11 protein-coding genes and 1 pseudogene are annotated in these 18,986 nt (G+C 33.9%); 9 read left to right on the forward strand and 3 right to left on the reverse strand.

Features of this window, described 5'->3' with window-relative positions; translation table 11 throughout:
* Positions 1–63: 63 nt before the first annotated feature.
* From DW1_RS00250 to polC, 6 genes are all read left to right on the forward strand, one after another.
* The gene (locus DW1_RS00250; protein WP_074348439.1) at positions 64–1,671 is read left to right on the forward strand and encodes a potassium/proton antiporter; all 1,608 of its coding nucleotides are present in this window, start codon (positions 64–66) and stop codon (positions 1,669–1,671) included.
* A 201-nt stretch (positions 1,672–1,872) separates the two neighbouring features.
* Positions 1,873–3,345: a DUF1538 domain-containing protein gene (locus DW1_RS00255; protein ID WP_074348440.1), complete on the forward strand. Its 1,473-nt coding sequence runs from the start codon at positions 1,873–1,875 to the stop codon at positions 3,343–3,345.
* Between the two features lie 6 nt (positions 3,346–3,351).
* Positions 3,352–4,029: a P-II family nitrogen regulator gene (locus DW1_RS00260; protein ID WP_083605427.1), complete on the forward strand. Its 678-nt coding sequence runs from the start codon at positions 3,352–3,354 to the stop codon at positions 4,027–4,029.
* Between the two features lie 141 nt (positions 4,030–4,170).
* Positions 4,171–5,508, forward strand: coding sequence for a D-serine ammonia-lyase (gene dsdA, locus DW1_RS00265; RefSeq protein ID WP_074348441.1), 1,338 nt, complete (start codon positions 4,171–4,173; stop codon positions 5,506–5,508).
* A 199-nt stretch (positions 5,509–5,707) separates the two neighbouring features.
* Positions 5,708–6,451: a SagB/ThcOx family dehydrogenase gene (locus DW1_RS00270; RefSeq protein ID WP_074348442.1), complete on the forward strand. Its 744-nt coding sequence runs from the start codon at positions 5,708–5,710 to the stop codon at positions 6,449–6,451.
* 26 nt (positions 6,452–6,477) lie between these two features.
* Positions 6,478–10,833, forward strand: a complete 4,356-nt coding sequence (gene polC, locus DW1_RS00275) for a DNA polymerase III subunit alpha (protein WP_278335711.1) — start codon at positions 6,478–6,480, stop codon at positions 10,831–10,833.
* A gap of 71 nt (positions 10,834–10,904) precedes the next feature.
* On the opposite strand, the gene grxC is transcribed toward polC, so the two are convergent.
* Positions 10,905–11,162 carry a glutaredoxin 3 gene (gene grxC, locus DW1_RS00280; RefSeq protein WP_074348446.1) on the reverse strand — a complete coding sequence of 86 codons (258 nt, stop codon included), beginning with the start codon at positions 11,160–11,162 and terminating at the stop codon, positions 10,905–10,907.
* A gap of 620 nt (positions 11,163–11,782) precedes the next feature.
* Here grxC and DW1_RS00285 point away from each other — a divergent pair.
* Together DW1_RS00285 and recQ are read left to right on the forward strand one after the other, a co-directional pair.
* Entirely contained in the window at positions 11,783–13,741 is a 1,959-nt protein-coding gene (locus DW1_RS00285) for an HD domain-containing phosphohydrolase (protein WP_074348448.1), read from the forward strand.
* Positions 13,742–13,895: 154 nt separating this feature from the next.
* The gene (gene recQ / locus DW1_RS00290) at positions 13,896–16,082 is read left to right on the forward strand and encodes a DNA helicase RecQ (RefSeq protein WP_074348450.1); all 2,187 of its coding nucleotides are present in this window, start codon (positions 13,896–13,898) and stop codon (positions 16,080–16,082) included.
* A 115-nt stretch (positions 16,083–16,197) separates the two neighbouring features.
* Here recQ and DW1_RS00295 read toward each other — a convergent pair whose 3' ends face one another.
* Positions 16,198–16,998 (reverse strand): ABC transporter permease subunit, encoded by an 801-nt coding sequence (locus DW1_RS00295; protein WP_074348452.1) that lies wholly within the window; start codon positions 16,996–16,998, stop codon positions 16,198–16,200.
* Between the two features lies 1 nt (position 16,999).
* Positions 17,000–17,881 carry an ABC transporter ATP-binding protein gene (locus DW1_RS00300; RefSeq protein ID WP_074348453.1) on the reverse strand — a complete coding sequence of 294 codons (882 nt, stop codon included), beginning with the start codon at positions 17,879–17,881 and terminating at the stop codon, positions 17,000–17,002.
* A 324-nt stretch (positions 17,882–18,205) separates the two neighbouring features.
* On the opposite strand from DW1_RS00300, the pseudogene DW1_RS15715 reads away from it, so the two are divergent.
* A pseudogene (locus DW1_RS15715) lies at positions 18,206–18,661 on the forward strand (ABC transporter ATP-binding protein).
* Positions 18,662–18,986: the final 325 nt, after the last annotated feature.

Here is an 18,986-nt window from a genome sequence, read left to right on the forward strand (position 1 = left end):
TCAAATTTAACAATCTTTTTTGGATTTTTATAATCATGTGTTGTTAGAAAGGGGAGTATATACATGAATTATTTGATGATAGGCATTATTTTTATCCTTGCACTCTTTGCTATCCGCTTTTCTAATAGGCATGGGATACCTGCATTATTACTATTTATTGTGCTTGGTATGGCCTTTGGTGCAATAGGACTTGAATTTGAGGACTACGAGTTTGCTGATAGTTTTGCAACATTGGCACTTATGGTCATTATGTTTTATGGTGGTTTTGGTACTAATTGGAGAATGGCTAAACCGGTGGCAAGAGAAGCCATTGTACTTAGTTCCTTGGGTGTAGTTGCTACTGCCTTAATTACAGGTTTATTCTGTTATTATGTTTTAGGTTTTAAGTTATTAGAAGGTATGCTCATTGGTTCTATTGTGGGTTCCACTGACTATGCCAGTGTTTCAAATATTTTACGTTCGAAAAATTTGAACTTGAAGTACAATACAGCATCCCTACTTGAACTTGAAAGTGGTTCAAACGACCCGGCGGCTTATACAATGACTATGGTATTTTTGTCTATAATTATAGGCTCAAAAGTGTCTATTCCGGCTATGATTTTATTTCAGGTAGCTCTTGGAGTTATTATGGGTTTTGTCTTTGCATTTATTATTGGAAAATTGCTTAAAAATTTTCCTTTGGGAGCAGACGGACTTTATGCCGTATTTATGGCTGCTATCATGCTAATTACTTATGCTGCCACAGGGCTTCTCGGCGGTAATGGTTACTTAGCTTTATATATTCTAGGTATTTGTCTAGGCAATATGGAATTCAGAGGTAAGCGTGACATTGTATTTTTCTTTGACGGTTTTACCGAAATAATGCAGATTGGTTTATTCTTCATACTGGGCCTATTGTCCAACTTCACAAAATTTGTTGAGAATTTACCAATAGCACTTGCTATTATGGTATTTATGACCATCATTGCTCGCCCAGTAACTGTTTATGGACTTATGCTACCATTTCGACTAAAACGAAACCAATTGAACATAATTTCTTTGGCGGGTATTCGTGGTGCTGCTGCTATTGCCTTTGCAATTATGGCTGTGAATAGTGGTGCCGTTGTCTCCGTTGACATTTATCATATAGTATTTGGTATATGTGTACTCTCATCATTAGTTCAAGGTTACTTAATGCCACCTGCATCAAAACGATGGGATATGCTAGACCCTAATGATACTGTCTTAAAGACCTTCAACCATTATCAAACTAAAGCAGAAATTGGTTTCTTAGAAACAAGAATCCACCCCAATAGTAGCTTAATTGGTAGTCAGGTGAAGGATTTGAACCTAGTATTTGACTTTATAGTTGCCAAGATCGAACGAAATGGAAAAACAATTGTTCCTAGAGGACATGTAACTATAGAAGAAAATGATTTAATTGTTTTAGGTGGTGAAGTACATTTTGATGAAAGTGGACAAGACCTTATTGAATTCACCATTCCAAGTGGCCACCAATGGGAAAACCAATACATTAAAGACTTAGAATTGCCATCTGACCGGCTTATCATTATGGTTCAGCGAAAAGATAGTGAGATCATTGTTCCAGTTGGAGATACTTTACTATTAGAAGATGATAAGGTAATTATGTTGAAGGTTGACCATGACCTTGAATTTCCTAGGGCTGATTAAACCGTTTTGAAACAAAAATCCTGAAACTCAAGTACTTAAAATGAGTTCAGGATTTTTTGTTTTCTCTATTAGAGTAAGTGCAAAGGTCTAGGAACTTATCATGCTTTCCCTTAAAATAAAACCTTTTATGGTTTACATTGGATTATTTACTATATTATAATAGTAGTATATAAACTAAGGGGGAAAGGTTGGCGATACTATTTGAACATTTTAACACAGAAAATTAAAGAAGTAATGCTATCTATACTTCCAGTTACTCTTATTGTACTAGTACTCAATTTTACTATAACACCTATTGGTTCAAATATGATTCTTAGATTTATTATTGGAGCTATTTTTATAACACTTGGACTGGCCATATTTTTACTTGGAGTTGATATAGGAGTACAGCCAATAGGTAGTCTCATGGGTTCATCCATTACAAGAAGAAAGAATCTATGGATGATAATCATATTTGGATTTGTTCTTGGATTTTTAATAAATGTTGCTGAACCGGATTTATTAGTATTAGCAAGACAGGTAGATAGAGTAACATCTGGGGTATTATCGCAAACAAGTGTAGTAATTGTAGTTTCTATTGGGGTGGGATTATTAGTTGCTGTAGGTTTGTTGAGAATAGTATTTAAGATACCATTACACAAGCTTTTTACCTTATTATATGGGCTAATATTTTTACTTGTAATATTAGCGCCAGGAGAATTTCTAGGGATAGCCTTTGATTCAGGCGGAGCAACTACAGGGTCCATGACAGTACCTTTTATTCTTGCACTAGGTATAGGTATGTCTTCAACACAGGGGGGAAAAGCTTCTGAAGAAGATAGCTTCGGCTTAGTTGGAATAGCATCTACTGGCCCTATGATAGCAGTTCTTATTATGAGCTTGCTTTCAGGTTTGAAATCGTTAACAGGAAGCTTACCATATGAAGCAGTTAACACATCAGGAGTTTTTGTTCATTTCATTAGAGAATTACCATCAATGGCTTTTGAGGTACTAATGGCTATGGTTCCATTAATAGTATTGTTTCTTATTTTCCAAGTGCTATTTTTTAAGCTATCAAAGAAACAGTTAATGAAAATCTTTAAAGGTTTGATATATACTTTTATAGGTTTTGTGTTATTTCTTACTGGAGTAAATGCAGGCTTTATGGAGGCTGGAAGTGCAATAGGCTATGCTCTTGCATCACTATCAAGTAAATGGGTTATTGTGTTTGTAGGTTTTATTCTTGGATTTACAGTAATATTAGCAGAACCAGCTGTATATGTATTAAATGAGCAAATACAAGAGGTTACAAGTGGACATATTAAAAAGAAGGCAATCTTGTACACACTATCAATAGGGGTGGCTATTGCCGTATCTCTTTCTATGATTAGGATATTAGTACCTAGCCTTAAGCTTTGGCATCTACTAGTGCCTGGATATCTTATAGCAGTAACTTTATCACATTTTACACCTAAGTTATTTGTCGGAATTGCTTTTGACTCTGGAGGAGTAGCTTCAGGACCTATGACTGCTACATTTATCTTGGCCTTTGCCCAAGGTGTAGCAGATGCAATAGAGGGAGCAGATGTACTTATGGATGCTTTTGGCGTAATCGCTATGGTAGCATTGACACCTCTTATTGCTATACAGATTTTGGGAATACTATATGAACGGAAATCTGCTAAAAGGAGTTGATATAACTTGGTTATAGGAAATATTAATTTAGAACCAGTTTTGTCAGTTGTAGTTGTAGACATGGGAATGGGAAGTAAAATTTTAAATGAATCTAAGAAAATAGGAATTAAAGGCGGAACTATTTTCTTAGGTAGAGGTACAGTTAAGAAACCTATTTTAGAGTTATTAGGACTTGACGAAGTAAAGAAGGAAATAGTATTCATGGTTTCTGATAAAAAACTTGAAACCCGATTACATGAAGAATTGACAGAAAAGTTTCATTTAGATAAGCCTAATAAAGGAATTATATTTTCTTCACCTGTAAATAGAATTATTGGTATGAGCAACAATGGGGATGTTGATGATTCAAGAATAGGAGGGAAAGAGGACATGGATTATGAGGTATTATTTACTATAGTTGAGAGAGGGGTTGGCCAAGAGGTTGTAGACACTGCTACTGCAGCAGGTTCAAGGGGGGCAACTATAATAAATGCAAGGGGCTCAGGTGCTCATGAAAAGGAAATGTTTTTTTCAATGAATATTGAACCAGAAAAAGAGATAGTTATGATGATAATTGAAAAAGAAAAATCAGATAAAATAATTAAGGCTATAAAAGAAGCTATGCATATAGATGAACCAGGTAAGGGAGTTATGTTTGCTATGGATGTAAGTAAAACATCAGGTTTAGTTAGGGATGACAAATAGATAATTATTCAAAAATGCAAGGGATAGAGGTTCCATTACATTTCTTTATAAGGAAAAAGAAAGTTCTACTTTAGTATTTGGGTTATTATCTATTTTTGTGTTGCTTTTAGAAGGACTATAAGTTAAGAAGGGATGATGTAAATGGATAGACTTATTTTAGGTCATGCAATAGAAGAATGGATAGACAAGTATCCTTTATTAGATACCATGATTAAATTAGAAGAAATGCTTTGGTTAAATCCAAAGTACTCTTCATATAAGTCTGTAGAAAATAAATTATCCATAGGAGAAGATGACATAGAAGCTGCAGAAGAAAGATTGAATCGATTCGCACCTTTAATAGCTAAACTTTTCCCTGAAACAGAAAAATCAAGAGGAATTATAGAATCACCCTTAGTACAAATATCTAAAATGAGATATGAGCTAATTAAATTGTATGGCGATATAAGGGGAAAACTAATGCTAAAAAAAGATAGTCATTTACCTATATCAGGTTCAATAAAGGCTAGAGGTGGGATTTACGAAGTATTGAAGCATACAGAAGATTTAGCATTAGAAAATGGGCTGATTTCCTTAGAGGATGACTATTCTAAGTTAGCAGATGATAAATATAAAGAGTTTTTTAGTCAATATACTATACAAGTAGGTTCTACTGGAAACTTAGGTCTTAGTATTGGCATGATGGGTACACAGATTGGTTTCAAAGTTATTGTGCATGTGTCATCAGATGCTATGGAGTGGAAAAAAGACCTTCTAAGAAGCAAGGGTGTAACAGTTATAGAATATGAATCAGACTACAATAAAGCAGTTGAAGAAGGAAGAAAGCTATCTGATAGAAGTGAGAAGAGCTACTTTGTAGATGATGAAAATTCTAAGAGTCTTTTCTTAGGATATAGCGTGGCAGCAAAGAGATTAAAAAAACAGCTAGATGAGATGAACATAAAGGTAGATGAAGAGCATCCATTATTTGTTTATCTGCCCTGTGGAGTAGGTGGAGGACCAGGGGGAATTGCTTATGGGTTAAAGCTAATATATAAAGACTATGTGCATTGTTTCTTTGCAGAACCAACTCATTCGCCATGTATGCTTCTAGGCATGTACACTGAAAAACATGATAAGGTTTGTGTACAGGATTTTGGTATAGATAATAAGACTATGGCAGATGGGTTAGCTGTTGGAAGAGCATCAGGATTTGTAGGAAAGACTCTTGAAGATCTCTTAAGTGGAATTTATACAATAGATGATAAGAGACTATATAAATATTTAAAGATATTAGCAGATACAGAAAGCATTTACCTAGAGCCTTCAGCATGTGCAGGATTTCTAGGACCTATTTTCATTAATAGTGAGCAAGGACAAAAATATTTAGAAGAGCATAATCTACAGAATAAAATGCAGAATTCAACTCATATAGTTTGGGCAACAGGTGGTAGCTTAGTACCAAAGGATGTGATGGGGGATTATTACAACCTAGGCTGAAAAGCAAATAATGGGCTGGTTTGATATTAATCAAGAAACTACAAAAAATGATATAAAAAGGTAATGAGAGGTAATAGGACAAGAATGCACTCTGCACTCTTGTCCTATTATTTTGAAGTGTTGAAGTATTAGTGAAATGTTATTGAATATATTATATAATGTTTAATAAATAGATTATAGTAAATAAGGAGATGAGAATTTGAGCCAAAGTATCGGAAAAGAATTCATGGAAAAGACTAAATATAAGTATGCTGAAGCATCTGCCCAAGAAAAGGGATTGCCACAGCCACCATTAGAGCTAGAATGGGATGAGAATGCAGTATTGATTGACTTACCATCTGTAGACAAGTTAGAAGTGATGAACATGGATCTTAGGGAAGCCATAGAGACTAGAAAAAGTCTTAGAAAATATGCTGATACTCCTTTAACTTTAGATGAACTATCTTATCTTCTATGGTGCACACAAGGAGTGAAGCAAGTTGTTTCTAGACCTGCAACCTTAAGAACTGTTCCATCAGCAGGGGCTAGACATGCATTTGAGACATTTTTACTTGTAAATAATGTTGAGGGAATAAAGCCTGGTCTATATAGATACATAGCGCTTTCTCACAAACTTATGGAAATAACTACAGAGTCTGGAATAGCCCAAAAAGTAACTATTGCTTGTAATGAACAGGAATTTATTAATAGTAGTGCAGTAACTTTTATATGGAGCGCTGTAGTGGATAGAATGAAATGGAGATATGGTGAGAGAGGATATAGGTACCTTCATTTAGATGCAGGTCATATATGTCAAAATCTTTATTTAACAGCGGAATCTATTGATAGCGGGGTTTGTGCCATAGGAGCATATGATGACGATGCAATCAATAACCTGCTTGGCTTAGATGGAGAAAACCAATTTGTAATATATGCTGCTACAGTAGGTAAGAGAATACATTAAAAATATACAAAAAACACAAGAAGGTAATGAGTGCTATGAAGAAAATTAATGAAATCTTTAGTGATTACAAGGAGTTAGGAAATATAAATACTGCAATTGTAGAAGGGGTAATTTTGAGAAAAAACACTAGAACCCTTGAACTGAAACTTCGTTCTGATAAGCATATAGGAGCAGAAGAAATTCAACTCTTTGATAAGTATATAAAAGAGAGATTTACATTAGAAGCTTGCAGGATAGATGTAGAATATACGGAGTGTTTAGTAGAGAGACCTTTAGAAGAAAACTTAAAAGACATAGTAAATTCTATGGCCCAAAAATATCCAAGTATAAATGGGATATTAGACAACTATGAATTTGAGTTAGCAGAAGATACTATAAATTTCAAGTTTAAGGTTGTAGTATCTGGACTTTTAAGGGCTAATGGATACGATAGGAAAATTGTTAAGGCTTTAAAGAGCCTGTATGGTAAAGAATACAAAATAAATTTTATTGATGATGTAAGCACTGAAGAGCTTATGAAACTACAAGAGGATACCCTGGATGAAGAAGCCAAGCTGGCTCAAGAGGTAGTTAAAGCTGCATTGAGTAATGGTTCCAATGCTTCTAAAAATACTAACACATTTGTAGATAAAAATCAGAATGGAAAAGCTGAATCTAACGGGAAAGGTGACCCAGCGTTAATATTAGGTAGAAGCTCTAAAATAAAAGAGCCTATCATAAAAATTACTGATATTACACCAGACGAGGGAAGGGTAGCCATAGAAGGTGAAATATCTAATATAGAATCAAAGGAGTTAAAAAGTGGGAAAACACTAGTTTCATTTGATTTATATGACGGCTCAAGCTCTATTACCTGCAAGGCTTTTATAAAAGCTGGCGAGGAAGGAGAGGTTCTATCTAAACTAAACAAAGCCAATGCTATAAGGCTTTCTGGTAATGCAGGACAAAGTAATTTTTCGGGGGAAATTGAGATTATAGCCAATACTATAGTGGAAGTAGAAGGCCTAAAGAAGGCTAAAAGGCAAGATAATGCAGAAGTAAAACGGGTGGAACTCCATATGCATACACAGATGAGTCAAATGGATGCTGTAACAAGTGCCACTGATTTAATCAAAAGAGCAATGAACTGGGGCATGAAGTCCATTGCTATAACTGATCATGGGGTGGTTCAGGCATTTCCAGAAGCCCATAATTTATTGGGAAGAGATAATCCAGACATGAAGGTCATATATGGAGTAGAGGCATATTTGGCACCAGATAAAAAGCCATCTGTCACAAACTCTAAGGGACAGTCTATAGATACTAGCTACTGTGTACTGGATTTAGAAACTACAGGTTTTTCACCGACAACAGAAAAAATTACTGAAATAGGTATTATGAAGCTTAAGGACGGAAAGGTAATTGATAAGTTTAGTTGTTTTGTAAATCCTGAAAAACCTATTCCTGCAAGGGTTGTAGAGGTTACTAACATAACTGATGATATGGTTAAGGATGCAGAAACCATAGATAAGGTATTTCCTAAAATGCTGGACTTTATTAAAGACAGCGTATTAGTAGCCCATAATGCAAGCTTTGATATTAACTTTCTAAAGTATAATGCAAAAGTACTAGGCTATGAGTTTGACTTTACTTATATAGATACCCTGTCACTAGCACAAGGACTTTTTCCTGATTATAAAAGCTATAAATTAGGAAGAATTGCTAAAAATCTTGGCATAAAGGTAGAGGTTGCTCATAGAGCCTTAGACGATGTAGATACAACTGTCAAGGTATTTAACATAATGCTAGAAATGTTAATTGAAAGAGGAGTAAAGACCATTGATGATATAGATAAATACAGCTCTGATGAAGAGGCTAAAAAAGAAGAGTACAAAAAGCTTAAGACCTATCATGCAATAATACTTGCAAGGAATTATGAGGGGTTGAAGAACTTATATAAGCTTGTATCTTATTCTCATTTAGATTATTTTTATAAAAGGCCACGTATATTAAAGAGCCTTTATAAAAAATATTCAGAAGGATTAATTATTGGTAGTGGTTGTAGTGAAGGAGAGCTTTACCAAGCAATCTTACTTGGAAAATCTGATGATGAAATTGAAGCCATAGCAGAAGACTATGACTATTTAGAGATTCAACCTTTAGGCAATAACGACTATTTAGTAAGGCAAGAGCAGGTGCCTAATAGGGAATATCTAAAGGAAATTAATAGAAAAATTGTAGCTTTAGGAGAGAAGCTAAACAAGCCTGTAGTAGCCACAGGTGATGTTCACTTCATGGACCCTGAGGATGAAATCTACAGACGTATATTAGAAGCAGGCCAGGGATATAAGGATGCAGATAATCAAGCTCCTTTATACTTAAGAACTACTGAGGAGATGCTCGAAGAATTTTCATATTTAGGAGAAGAAAAAGCCTATGAAGTAGTAGTGACAAATACTAACATGATAGCAGATATGTGTGAGCAGATTAGTCCTATTTCATCTGAAAAAGCTACACCACATATAGATGGGTGTGAACAGACTATTAGAGACATTACTTATGGGAAGGCTCATGAGCTATATGGAGATCCACTTCCTCAGCTTGTTCAAGAAAGACTGGATAAAGAATTAGATTCAATAATTAAAAATGGTTTCTCAGTAATGTATATAATAGCTCAAAAGCTAGTATGGAAGTCAAATGAAGACGGATATCTAGTAGGTTCTAGAGGTTCAGTAGGTTCCTCTGTTGTAGCATATATGACTGGAATTACAGAGGTTAATGCTTTACCTCCACATTATAGATGTCCAAGCTGTAAATATTCTGACTTTGAGGATTATGGCTGTCAAATAGGATTTGACCTTCCAGATAAAGTATGCCCTGTATGTGGAGAAAATTTAGTCAAGGATGGTATTGATATACCCTTTGAAACTTTTTTAGGCTTCAATGGGGATAAAGAGCCTGATATAGACTTGAACTTTTCAGGTGAATATCAAGCAAAGGCACACAAGTATACAGAAGTTATATTTGGAAAGGGTACAACATTTAAGGCAGGTACCATAGGTACTATTGCAGACAAAACAGCCTTTGGATATGTTAAGAAGTATTTCGAAGAGAAAAACATTACAGTTAATAAAGCAGAAATCGTTAGACTTGCAAAAGGTTGTACAGGTGTAAAAAGAACTACAGGGCAACATCCTGGCGGAATCATAGTAGTACCTAAAGGTAGAGAAATATTCGAGTTCTGTCCAGTACAGCATCCTGCAGATGACCCTAACTCAGATATTATTACAACGCATTTTGACTATCACTCCATAGATCAAAACTTATTAAAGTTAGATATACTAGGTCATGATGACCCCACAGTTATAAGGATGCTTCAAGATATAACTGGAGTAGACCCTAAGACTATACCTATGGATGATAAGGAGACTATGTCTATATTTTCATCTACAGATGCTTTAGGTGTGACACCTGAGCAAATAAATTCTAAGGTAGGAACCTTTGGCGTACCTGAATTCGGAACAAGGTTTGTTAGGGGAATGCTTTTAGATACAAAGCCTAAAACTTTTTCTGATTTAATATGTATATCAGGACTATCTCATGGGACAGACGTATGGCTAGGAAATGCCAAGGACTTGATTGACCAAGGAATAGTTACCAGCATAAGTGAAGCCGTATGTACCAGAGATGACATCATGGTCTATCTTATTAAAAAGGGTCTTCCACCAAATAGTGCCTTCAAGATAATGGAGTTGGTCCGTAAAGGAAAGGCATTAAAGGATCCAAAATGGCCAGAGTATGAGGCAATGATGAGAGAGCACGATGTACCAGAATGGTATATAGATTCCTGTAGAAAGATAAAGTACATGTTCCCAAAGGCCCATGCAGCAGCTTATGTAATGATGGCTTTTAGGATTGCATGGTTCAAGGTTCATATTCCTCAAGCTTATTATGCAGCCTATTTTTCAATTAGAGCAAAAGCCTTTGATGCAGAATATATGATATTTGGAAAAGAAAAGGTTAAGGCAAAGATGAAGGAAATAGAGATGATGGGGAATCAAGCAGCGCCTAAGGATAAGGATATGTATGATGACCTTGAGCTAGTTTTAGAGATGTATGAGAGAGGATTTAAGTTCTTAAATATTGATCTATATAAATCTCATGCTACAAAGTTTCTGTTAGAGGAGGATGGCATAAGACCACCTTTAAACAGTATAGCTGGCATGGGAACTGTAGCAGCAGAGGGCATATACAATGCAGCTAGGGAAGAACCCTTTAACTCCATAGAGGACTTAAAGAAACGTGCTAAAGTAGGAAATGCTACTATAGATTTACTAAGGAAGTTTGATTGCTTAGAAGGTCTTCCGGAAAGTGACCAAATGAGTTTCTTTGATATTATTTAGTGTAAGATAATGGGATACTGCCAAAAGAAGCAGTATCCCATTATCTTTTCTTATTAAAAGAATTAAGTATACTATTCACCGAATACTTTAGGGAATTCTTTATTTCTATATAATTCATATAGATCATCGCATCCGCCGATAAAGTTTCCATCTACAAAAATCTGTGGAACAGTGCCTACTCCAGTCTTCTTTTCAAGGTCATTTAACTTGTCTTCATCATTAGTAATATCAACTTCTTGGAATTCAATATTGTTTCTGGACAAAAGTCTCTTAGCTCTAATGCAGTATGGACAAGTCTCAAAAGTATAAATTAGCACATTTTTGCTCATGGTATCCCTCCCAAAGTATCTATTACTTAATTTTACCCATTAATATATAACATATCAATAATTATGAACTAAGTTTTTATAGAAATTTTGATAATAAACTCTAAAAAAGTCATAAATTAAGTAATAGATGTTAAGTTCGAAGGGTTAATTAGGAATGGCCAATGGGTATAATTAAATAAATCATGTTAGGAGGAAAATGTGAGCACTACTTTGTCAGTTATCATTAATGATTATTATTCTGCTTGGCATTTTACTGTAATAGCTGTCACCATTTATAGGATTATTACAAATAATAGTTGACGAACAGCCGAGACATATGTTAAATTAAAAGTAAATTATCACTAATACTTATAGGTAAGAAGGATTGTTGGCTCTGTATTCATAGACTTTGCTAGAATAAGAGCCTATTTTTTATAACGAATAGGAAAGTTCTATTATCATGTTCTTACGTAAAAGAACTTTCTGTCAATGAATTTCAAGAAAAGCTTCCTTAGTTTTAGTTTATAACGGGTCGATAGAAATTTTTCCAAGCAAAAGATAAGCTAAATATCTATTTATTATGATTAAATAAATCCACAATGGAAAGACAATATGTTTTTGTAGATTGGTAGGTGGGAAGCATGAAATGGATAGTCGCTTCCATTATGTTGGCTAGTGATATTGCAAAGACAAGTCAGTTTAGCAATAAGGAAAGAGTCATAATTAGCGCATTATTAATCGTGGTTTTATTTTTATTAGTAGTTACTTTTCTATTATACAAGAAGTATAAAGAGATAAAAGTTCAAAACAAAAAAATTAATATTATAAATGAATCAAAACAGGCCTTTCTTGATGCAGATCGCAATATGATATTCCTAAAAGATGAAAATCTAAAATATGTTTTTATTAATAATAAATTTGATAAGGTTTATAATACAGGTTCAACTCAAGTTATTGGGCGTGATGATTTTGATTTAAATGAGGAATATGCTGCTCTTTATCGGGATACTGATCTTGAGGTGTTGAATAAAAAAACTGTTATTATAAGTGAGATGGAATGGGGAGATAGAATTCATAGGACAACAAAGTTTCCAGTAAAGCTTCTAAATGGCAAATATGGTGTAGGTGCTTACGTAGAAGATGTAACTGAAGAGTACAACAATAAAAGAAAGCTGGAGCAAATGAATGATATGCTTAACAAATCTAATAATCTTTTGTTGGCCATTTTTGAAAGCTCTCCAGATGTGATTGTCTTTGCACTAGACACCAATTATTGCTATTTATCTTTTAATAAGAAATACAAGAATACAATTAAAAAGATATGGGGAAAAGAAATTGAAATTGGTATGAGTGCATTAGAGTTCATTGATAATCATGAAGATTATATAAAATTTGAGGAAGAGTTCGATAGAGCTTTAAGTGGAGAGAATTTTAGTTCAATTGAAGACTTCGGTGCTGAAAAACCTTCAAGACTCATTTGGAAAAATTACTATTTCCCAATATATTCAGATGACAATGAGATAATAGGATTAACATGCTTTGCACTGAATATCACTGATCGTATAAAGGCAGAAGAAGAGATTATCTACTTGAGCTATCACGATTCCTTAACAGGGCTTTACAATAGGAGATTTTTTGCTGAGGAGTTGTCTAGATTAGATGTTGAAAGGAATTTACCTATTTCAATTATTGTGGGAGATATGAATGAATTAAAGCTAGTAAATGATATTTTTGGCCATGCCTTAGGCGATTTGCTTATAAAAAAAACAGCAGAGGTCTTAAAAAAGGTTTGCAGGGCTGATGATATAATTGCTCGTGTAGGAGGAGATGAGTTTACAATTCTTCTCCCAAAAACAAAACCAGAAGAAGCAGAAGGAATTATTTCAAGGATAAAAAGTGAATTTGAAAAAGTGAAAGTTAAATCTATTAGAGGCAGCATATCTATGGGATATGCTACAAAGACACATGTAGAAGAAAACATTATGCAAGTACTAGAAAGCGCAGAAGACAATATGTACTCTATAAAAGTAATTGAGAGAGATAGCTCTAAGCGCACAACTATTAAGACAATTATTGAAGCATTACACAGAGATAGTAACATAGAAGAGAAACATTCAAAAAATGTTAGAAAAATATGCGAAGACATTGGTAAAGCAATGGGATTATCTGAAGTTGATATAAGAAGATTAAAAGAAGCGGCCTTTCTTCATGATATAGGTAAGATTGCCCTAGATAGTAGTTTACTAAATAAGAAGAGGACCGCTACAGACGAGGAGAAGAAGGGAATAAAACAACATGCTGTTGTAGGATATAGAATCTTAAATTCCTTTGATGCAACAATAGATTTAGCTGAAATTGTATTAGCACATCATGAGAGATGGGATGGTACTGGATATCCAAAAGGACTAAAGGGTTCGGAGATTCCAATTCTGGCAAGAGTCATAGCCGTAGCTGAGAACTACGATTTTATGATAAATAGAAAAGAAATGAGTAAAGAGGAAGCTATCCAAGAACTCAGGAAGTACTCTGGCCTTAAATTTGATCCAGAGGTTGTAGGTATTTTTATTGAGATGTTTGAAAAAAATGAAGAATTATTTTAATAAAAGTTGAAAAATCAAATAAAGTTAAGATGAGAGAAATAGGAGATATGATTAGCTAAGGGACAGGAAGTCTAGACTTTCTGTCTCTTTATTGTTAGGATGTATATAAGTAATTAATTTACAGATAAGCCTTAGAATTTTAGGGGGAAAATAGATGGATATTTATAGTGCCTTAAAGATTTATTTTGGATACGATAAGTTTAAGTCAGGTCAAGAAAAGCTAATAAAAGGAGTAGTGAATGGTAGTGATGTACTAGGAATAATGCCTACTGGTGGAGGAAAATCTCTTTGCTATCAATTACCTGCTGTCATTTTAGATGGTGTGACAATAGTGATATCACCCTTGATTTCTCTCATGAAAGACCAAGTTGACTCATTAAGTGAAATGGGAATATGGGCAACATTTATTAATAGTACCCTTGAACAAGATGAGCTCATAGATAGACTTAAGGACATAAGAGAAAATAGATACAAGATAGTATATGTAGCACCAGAGCGTTTAAATACAAGTCTATTTAAGGATTTAGCAGAAGATATAAAAATATCCTTAGTTGCCATTGATGAAGCTCATTGTATTAGCCAGTGGGGACATGATTTCAGACCTAGCTATTTAGAAATACCAGCTTTTATAGATTCACTAGAAGAAAGACCAGTAGTTGCTGCTTTTACAGCAACTGCTACTAAAGAAGTAATTGAAGAAATTAAGCACTTAATTAAGTTAAATAATCCTATAGAATCTGTAGTTGGATTTGATAGACCAAATCTATTTTATCAGGTTGTAAAGGTTAGTGATAAGTTTTCATATTTACTTGATTATGTAAAAAACAACTTCCAGGATGAATCAGGAATAATATATTGTGCTACTAGGAAAACAGTTGAGTCATTAACAAAAAAGCTTAGAGAAGAAGGCCTATCTGCTATTTCATACCATGGTGGAATGGAGTCAGATGAGCGTCAGAATAATCAAGATGACTTTATATTTAACAGGACGAGAATAATTGTAGCAACTAATGCCTTTGGCATGGGAATAGACAAGCCTGATGTTAGATTTGTGATTCATTACAATATGCCTAAAAACATGGAGGCATATTATCAAGAAGCAGGAAGAGCAGGTAGAGATGGAGAAAAAAGCCACTGTATTTTAATGTACTCACCATCAGATATAGTAAAGCAAAAACTTATAATACAAAATGATGCACTATCACATGAACGGGAAGAAATATTATACAAGAATCTTCAATATTTAGTTGATTACTGTCATACAAATGAGTGTTTAAGGAGCTTTATACTTGCTTACTTTGGTGAGGAAGGAGAAAACTCTAATTGTAAGAATTGTGGGAATTGCTTAGACCAATCAGAAATGATTGATGTAACAGTAGAGGCGCAGAAGATATTATCTTGTATATATCGGACAGGGGGAAGATATGGTTTGACTACTATAATACAGGTGCTGAGAGGCTCAAGGAATAAAAAACTTTTAGAGTTTAATCTTGATAAGGTCTCTACTTACGGATTAATGACAGACTATAGTGATACAGCAGTGAGAGAAATTGCAATGACATTGGTTTCTAAGGAATATATATACATAACCCCTGATAAATACCCTATTCTAAAGTTAACTTCCAAATCCAGAGAAGTATTGAGAGGACAAGTAAAGGTTTATCATAAAAGAGAGCTGATTGAGAGAAAGGATTTAACAAAGGAAAAAGAGGAGCAAAGAAAAGTAGAAGGGAATCATAATTACGATAATGAGCTATTTAACAAGCTTAAAGAGCTAAGATATGAAATATCAAAGGAAAAGAAAATGCCTCCATTTATGATTTTCCATGATTCAACATTAAAGGCAATGGCATCATATTACCCTCAAAGCAAGGATGAACTTTTAACAATAAGTGGTGTAGGTATAAAGAAATATGAGAGTTATGGAGAGCTTTTCATAGGTTTAATAAATGCGTATTGTAATGAAAAGAGAATAAATGTGCATGAAATTAGAAAAAAAGAAATATTACAATCAAAACCAGAGAGAGCTAAGAGAGACAACACAGAAGATAGGTATAAAGAAACCTACAAATCTTATCTAGAAGGCTTGTCGCTAGTAGAGATAGCAAAGAAAAGAAATTTTACTGTCAATACTATAATTGAGCACCTAATAAAATGTGATAAAAATGGACAGCTAATCGGTTGGTCCATATTTATTGACGACCCCTCAAAAGAAGAAAAAATCTTAAATGCAATAGAGAAAGTAGGGCTAGAGAGATTAAAACCCATTAAAGAAGCACTGCCAGAAGATATTAGCTATGAAGATATAAAAATAGTAATTGCTAAAAATAGATTAAATTAAGGCTCCATATATAATCAATAGTGAATTTTGCTATAAAGGATAAATAGCGGGCGTTTCAACTGTTTCTAAAATAGGACAATTGAAGCACCCGTTAAAGTAACTATAGAGACTTACTCTAAAGAGAAAAATCTCTTTTATTAAAAATTACTATTGAACAAGTGTAGAGAATGGCTGCAAGGATGACAAATGAAATCATACCTATATAAGCAAAGCTATGACCTGCTATTAGTTTATCTAGATCATATAGTGAATATAATGATAAATTTCCAATCCAGCTAAGTTTATCTCCAACATTTCCAAGCATATGAAATACCAGAAATACTAAGGGAATGCCTATCCCTATACCAAGACTGGTTTTGCTTTCACTAGATATACAGGAAGCCAAAAATCCAATCCCTCCAATTGTGTAATACATTAATAGGGCATATATATTTATCAAAATAAACTTCCCGATTTCTAGCTGGCCAGGAAACATACTTTCACAGACTAATATTGAGAATATTGTTGATACTATAAACAGCATTGTTATTGAAGCCAAGCTGAATATTGCCTGAGTTATAGCGATTTTTATACGAGAATTAGGAGTTGCTAATAAATATGCCAAGCTTCCCTTATCAATGTGACTACCAATTATTTTATGGTTTACTACAATAGACACTACCATAGGCATTAACAGTACTAGGAATCCATAGATGTAGCTAGTAATAAAGGCTAATAGATTTGTCCCTATCTCTTTCATACCAAGAGCATTAATAAGTGCTTCAGGAAATGTTTCTAGCACTTCATTTAGTGCATCAGCTCCTGCTGGATCGAACATTGATATTACTATTGCAAGGTAAAAACAGAAAATACAGGTCATAATAATCCATATAGTACGAATATCTTTTATGTTAGCCTTAAATAAGATCCAAGACATATTATTCTTCCCCCTTGCCATAGTATTGAATAAATATTTGCTCAAGAGTCTGAGTAGATACGTCAAGATTTGTAACCTTGCAGGAAGCAAGAGTTGATAGCATATCATTATAATTATTACTGATGAAGATTTCAACTGCATTATCATCGATGACTTGATAGTCCAAATTACTAGTTTTAATTTTTTCTATATCAGAATTACTAGCCACAGTAACTACATAGCTTTTGCGAAGAGAGGACTTAATGGAATTGATATCTTCTATTGCAACTATTCTTCCTTCACGAATAATTGCAACACGTTCACAGGTTCTATCTACCTCGTCAAATATATGAGATGACATTAAAATAGTTTTACCACGTTGCTTCTCTTCAATAATGAGTTCAATAAAGCGTTTTTGCATAAGTGGATCAAGACCGCTTGTAGGCTCGTCAAGAATTATAACTGAGGGATCATGCATAAGAGCAGTAATGAGTCCTAATTTTTGCTTCATTCCCTTTGACATTTTGCGTATTTTTCGATGGCTTTCAAGTTCAAATCGTTCAATTAAGCTATCGCGGCGTTTTGTGTCATTTATGCCTCGCATATCAGCAATGAATTTCATGAATTGCATTCCGGTCATATTATCAAAAAATGATATTTCTCCTGGCACATATCCAAGTGTTTTTTGAATTTCGGCAGCACTTTTTCTACAATCTAGTCCATTAATACTACAGCTGCCACTTGTTGGGTTCGTAAACCCCAGTAAATTACGTATCGTAGTCGTTTTACCAGCTCCATTTGGACCTAGAAATCCAAAGGCTTCACCCTCTGGCACCTTAAAATTAATCTCAAAAATACCTTTTCCATTGGAATAGATTTTTGAGAGTTTTTTTACTTCTATCATTTTAATCCCCCTTGATTATATTCATAGAAAAGCTTTCGTTTTTAACTGTAATTATGAAATCCTCCTATTTATAAGTCCATAGTATAACTATAATATGTCCTTGTCAACAAGGGTTAGAACCCAGTGTTTATTTGATTAAAGCTATATTAGCACGTTTTTACACCAAAATATTCTTTGACTTAATAGAAAAAGAAGGGTGATATAAAACCATAGACCACATGTTCTAGACTGGATGGTCTGTGACTATTTTTTTAATATAGCTAATTTTGCAAAAAAGTAAGTAGAAAATTAAAGGGGTGAACTGCTTTGTTTAAGGTAGATAATTTGACTTTTAAGTATCCTAAAAATAAGGAAAATACCATCAAAGGAATCTCTTTTGAAATAAGAGACGGTGAAATTTTCGGGCTATTGGGGCCTAGCGGAGTAGGTAAGAGCACAACTCAGAAAATACTAATAAAGCTTCTAGACAAATACAAAGGTGAAGTAATCTACAAAGGAAAGGATTTAAGATCATATGGCAAGGATTTTTATGAAGAAATAGGTGTGGGATTTGAAATGCCAGTACATTTTTAAAAATTAACTGCACAAGAAAACCTAGACTTTTTTAAAAAGCTATACAAGTCCAATGCTAATACGGACCAACTTCTAAAAAGAGTAGGATTGTACGAGGACAGAAATAAAAGAGTTGCAGAGTATTCTAAAGGGATGAAGAGTAGGTTGAATTTTGTTAAGGCATTATTAAATAATCCAAAGGTCCTTTTACTGCTCTGTTTTTCGTAGATGATTTTGAGCCGGCTTTATACTACTTACTTGAAATTTTAAAAAATGGACTCAGTAAATAAACTGGGTCCTTTTGTTTTTATTCATTCTTTTATTTACAATATTTTTTTAGATAAATATTATGAATGAAATCTTTTGTGCAGTTTATACATTGTGAATATCTTACAATGATTTGGCGGACTTAATGGAAATGCAGTGAAAGTTTTGTAAAAGGGTTCTAAAAACCGTTTTTTTACTAAGAAAAAAGAGCCTAAAAATGATTGCCTATAAGAAAAAATAATAATAAAACAAAGGCAGAGTTGTTAATAATCACCTAAAGGATTTT

The organism is Proteiniborus sp. DW1, from assembly GCF_900095305.1.
Lineage (GTDB): Bacteria > Bacillota > Clostridia > Tissierellales > Proteiniboraceae > Proteiniborus.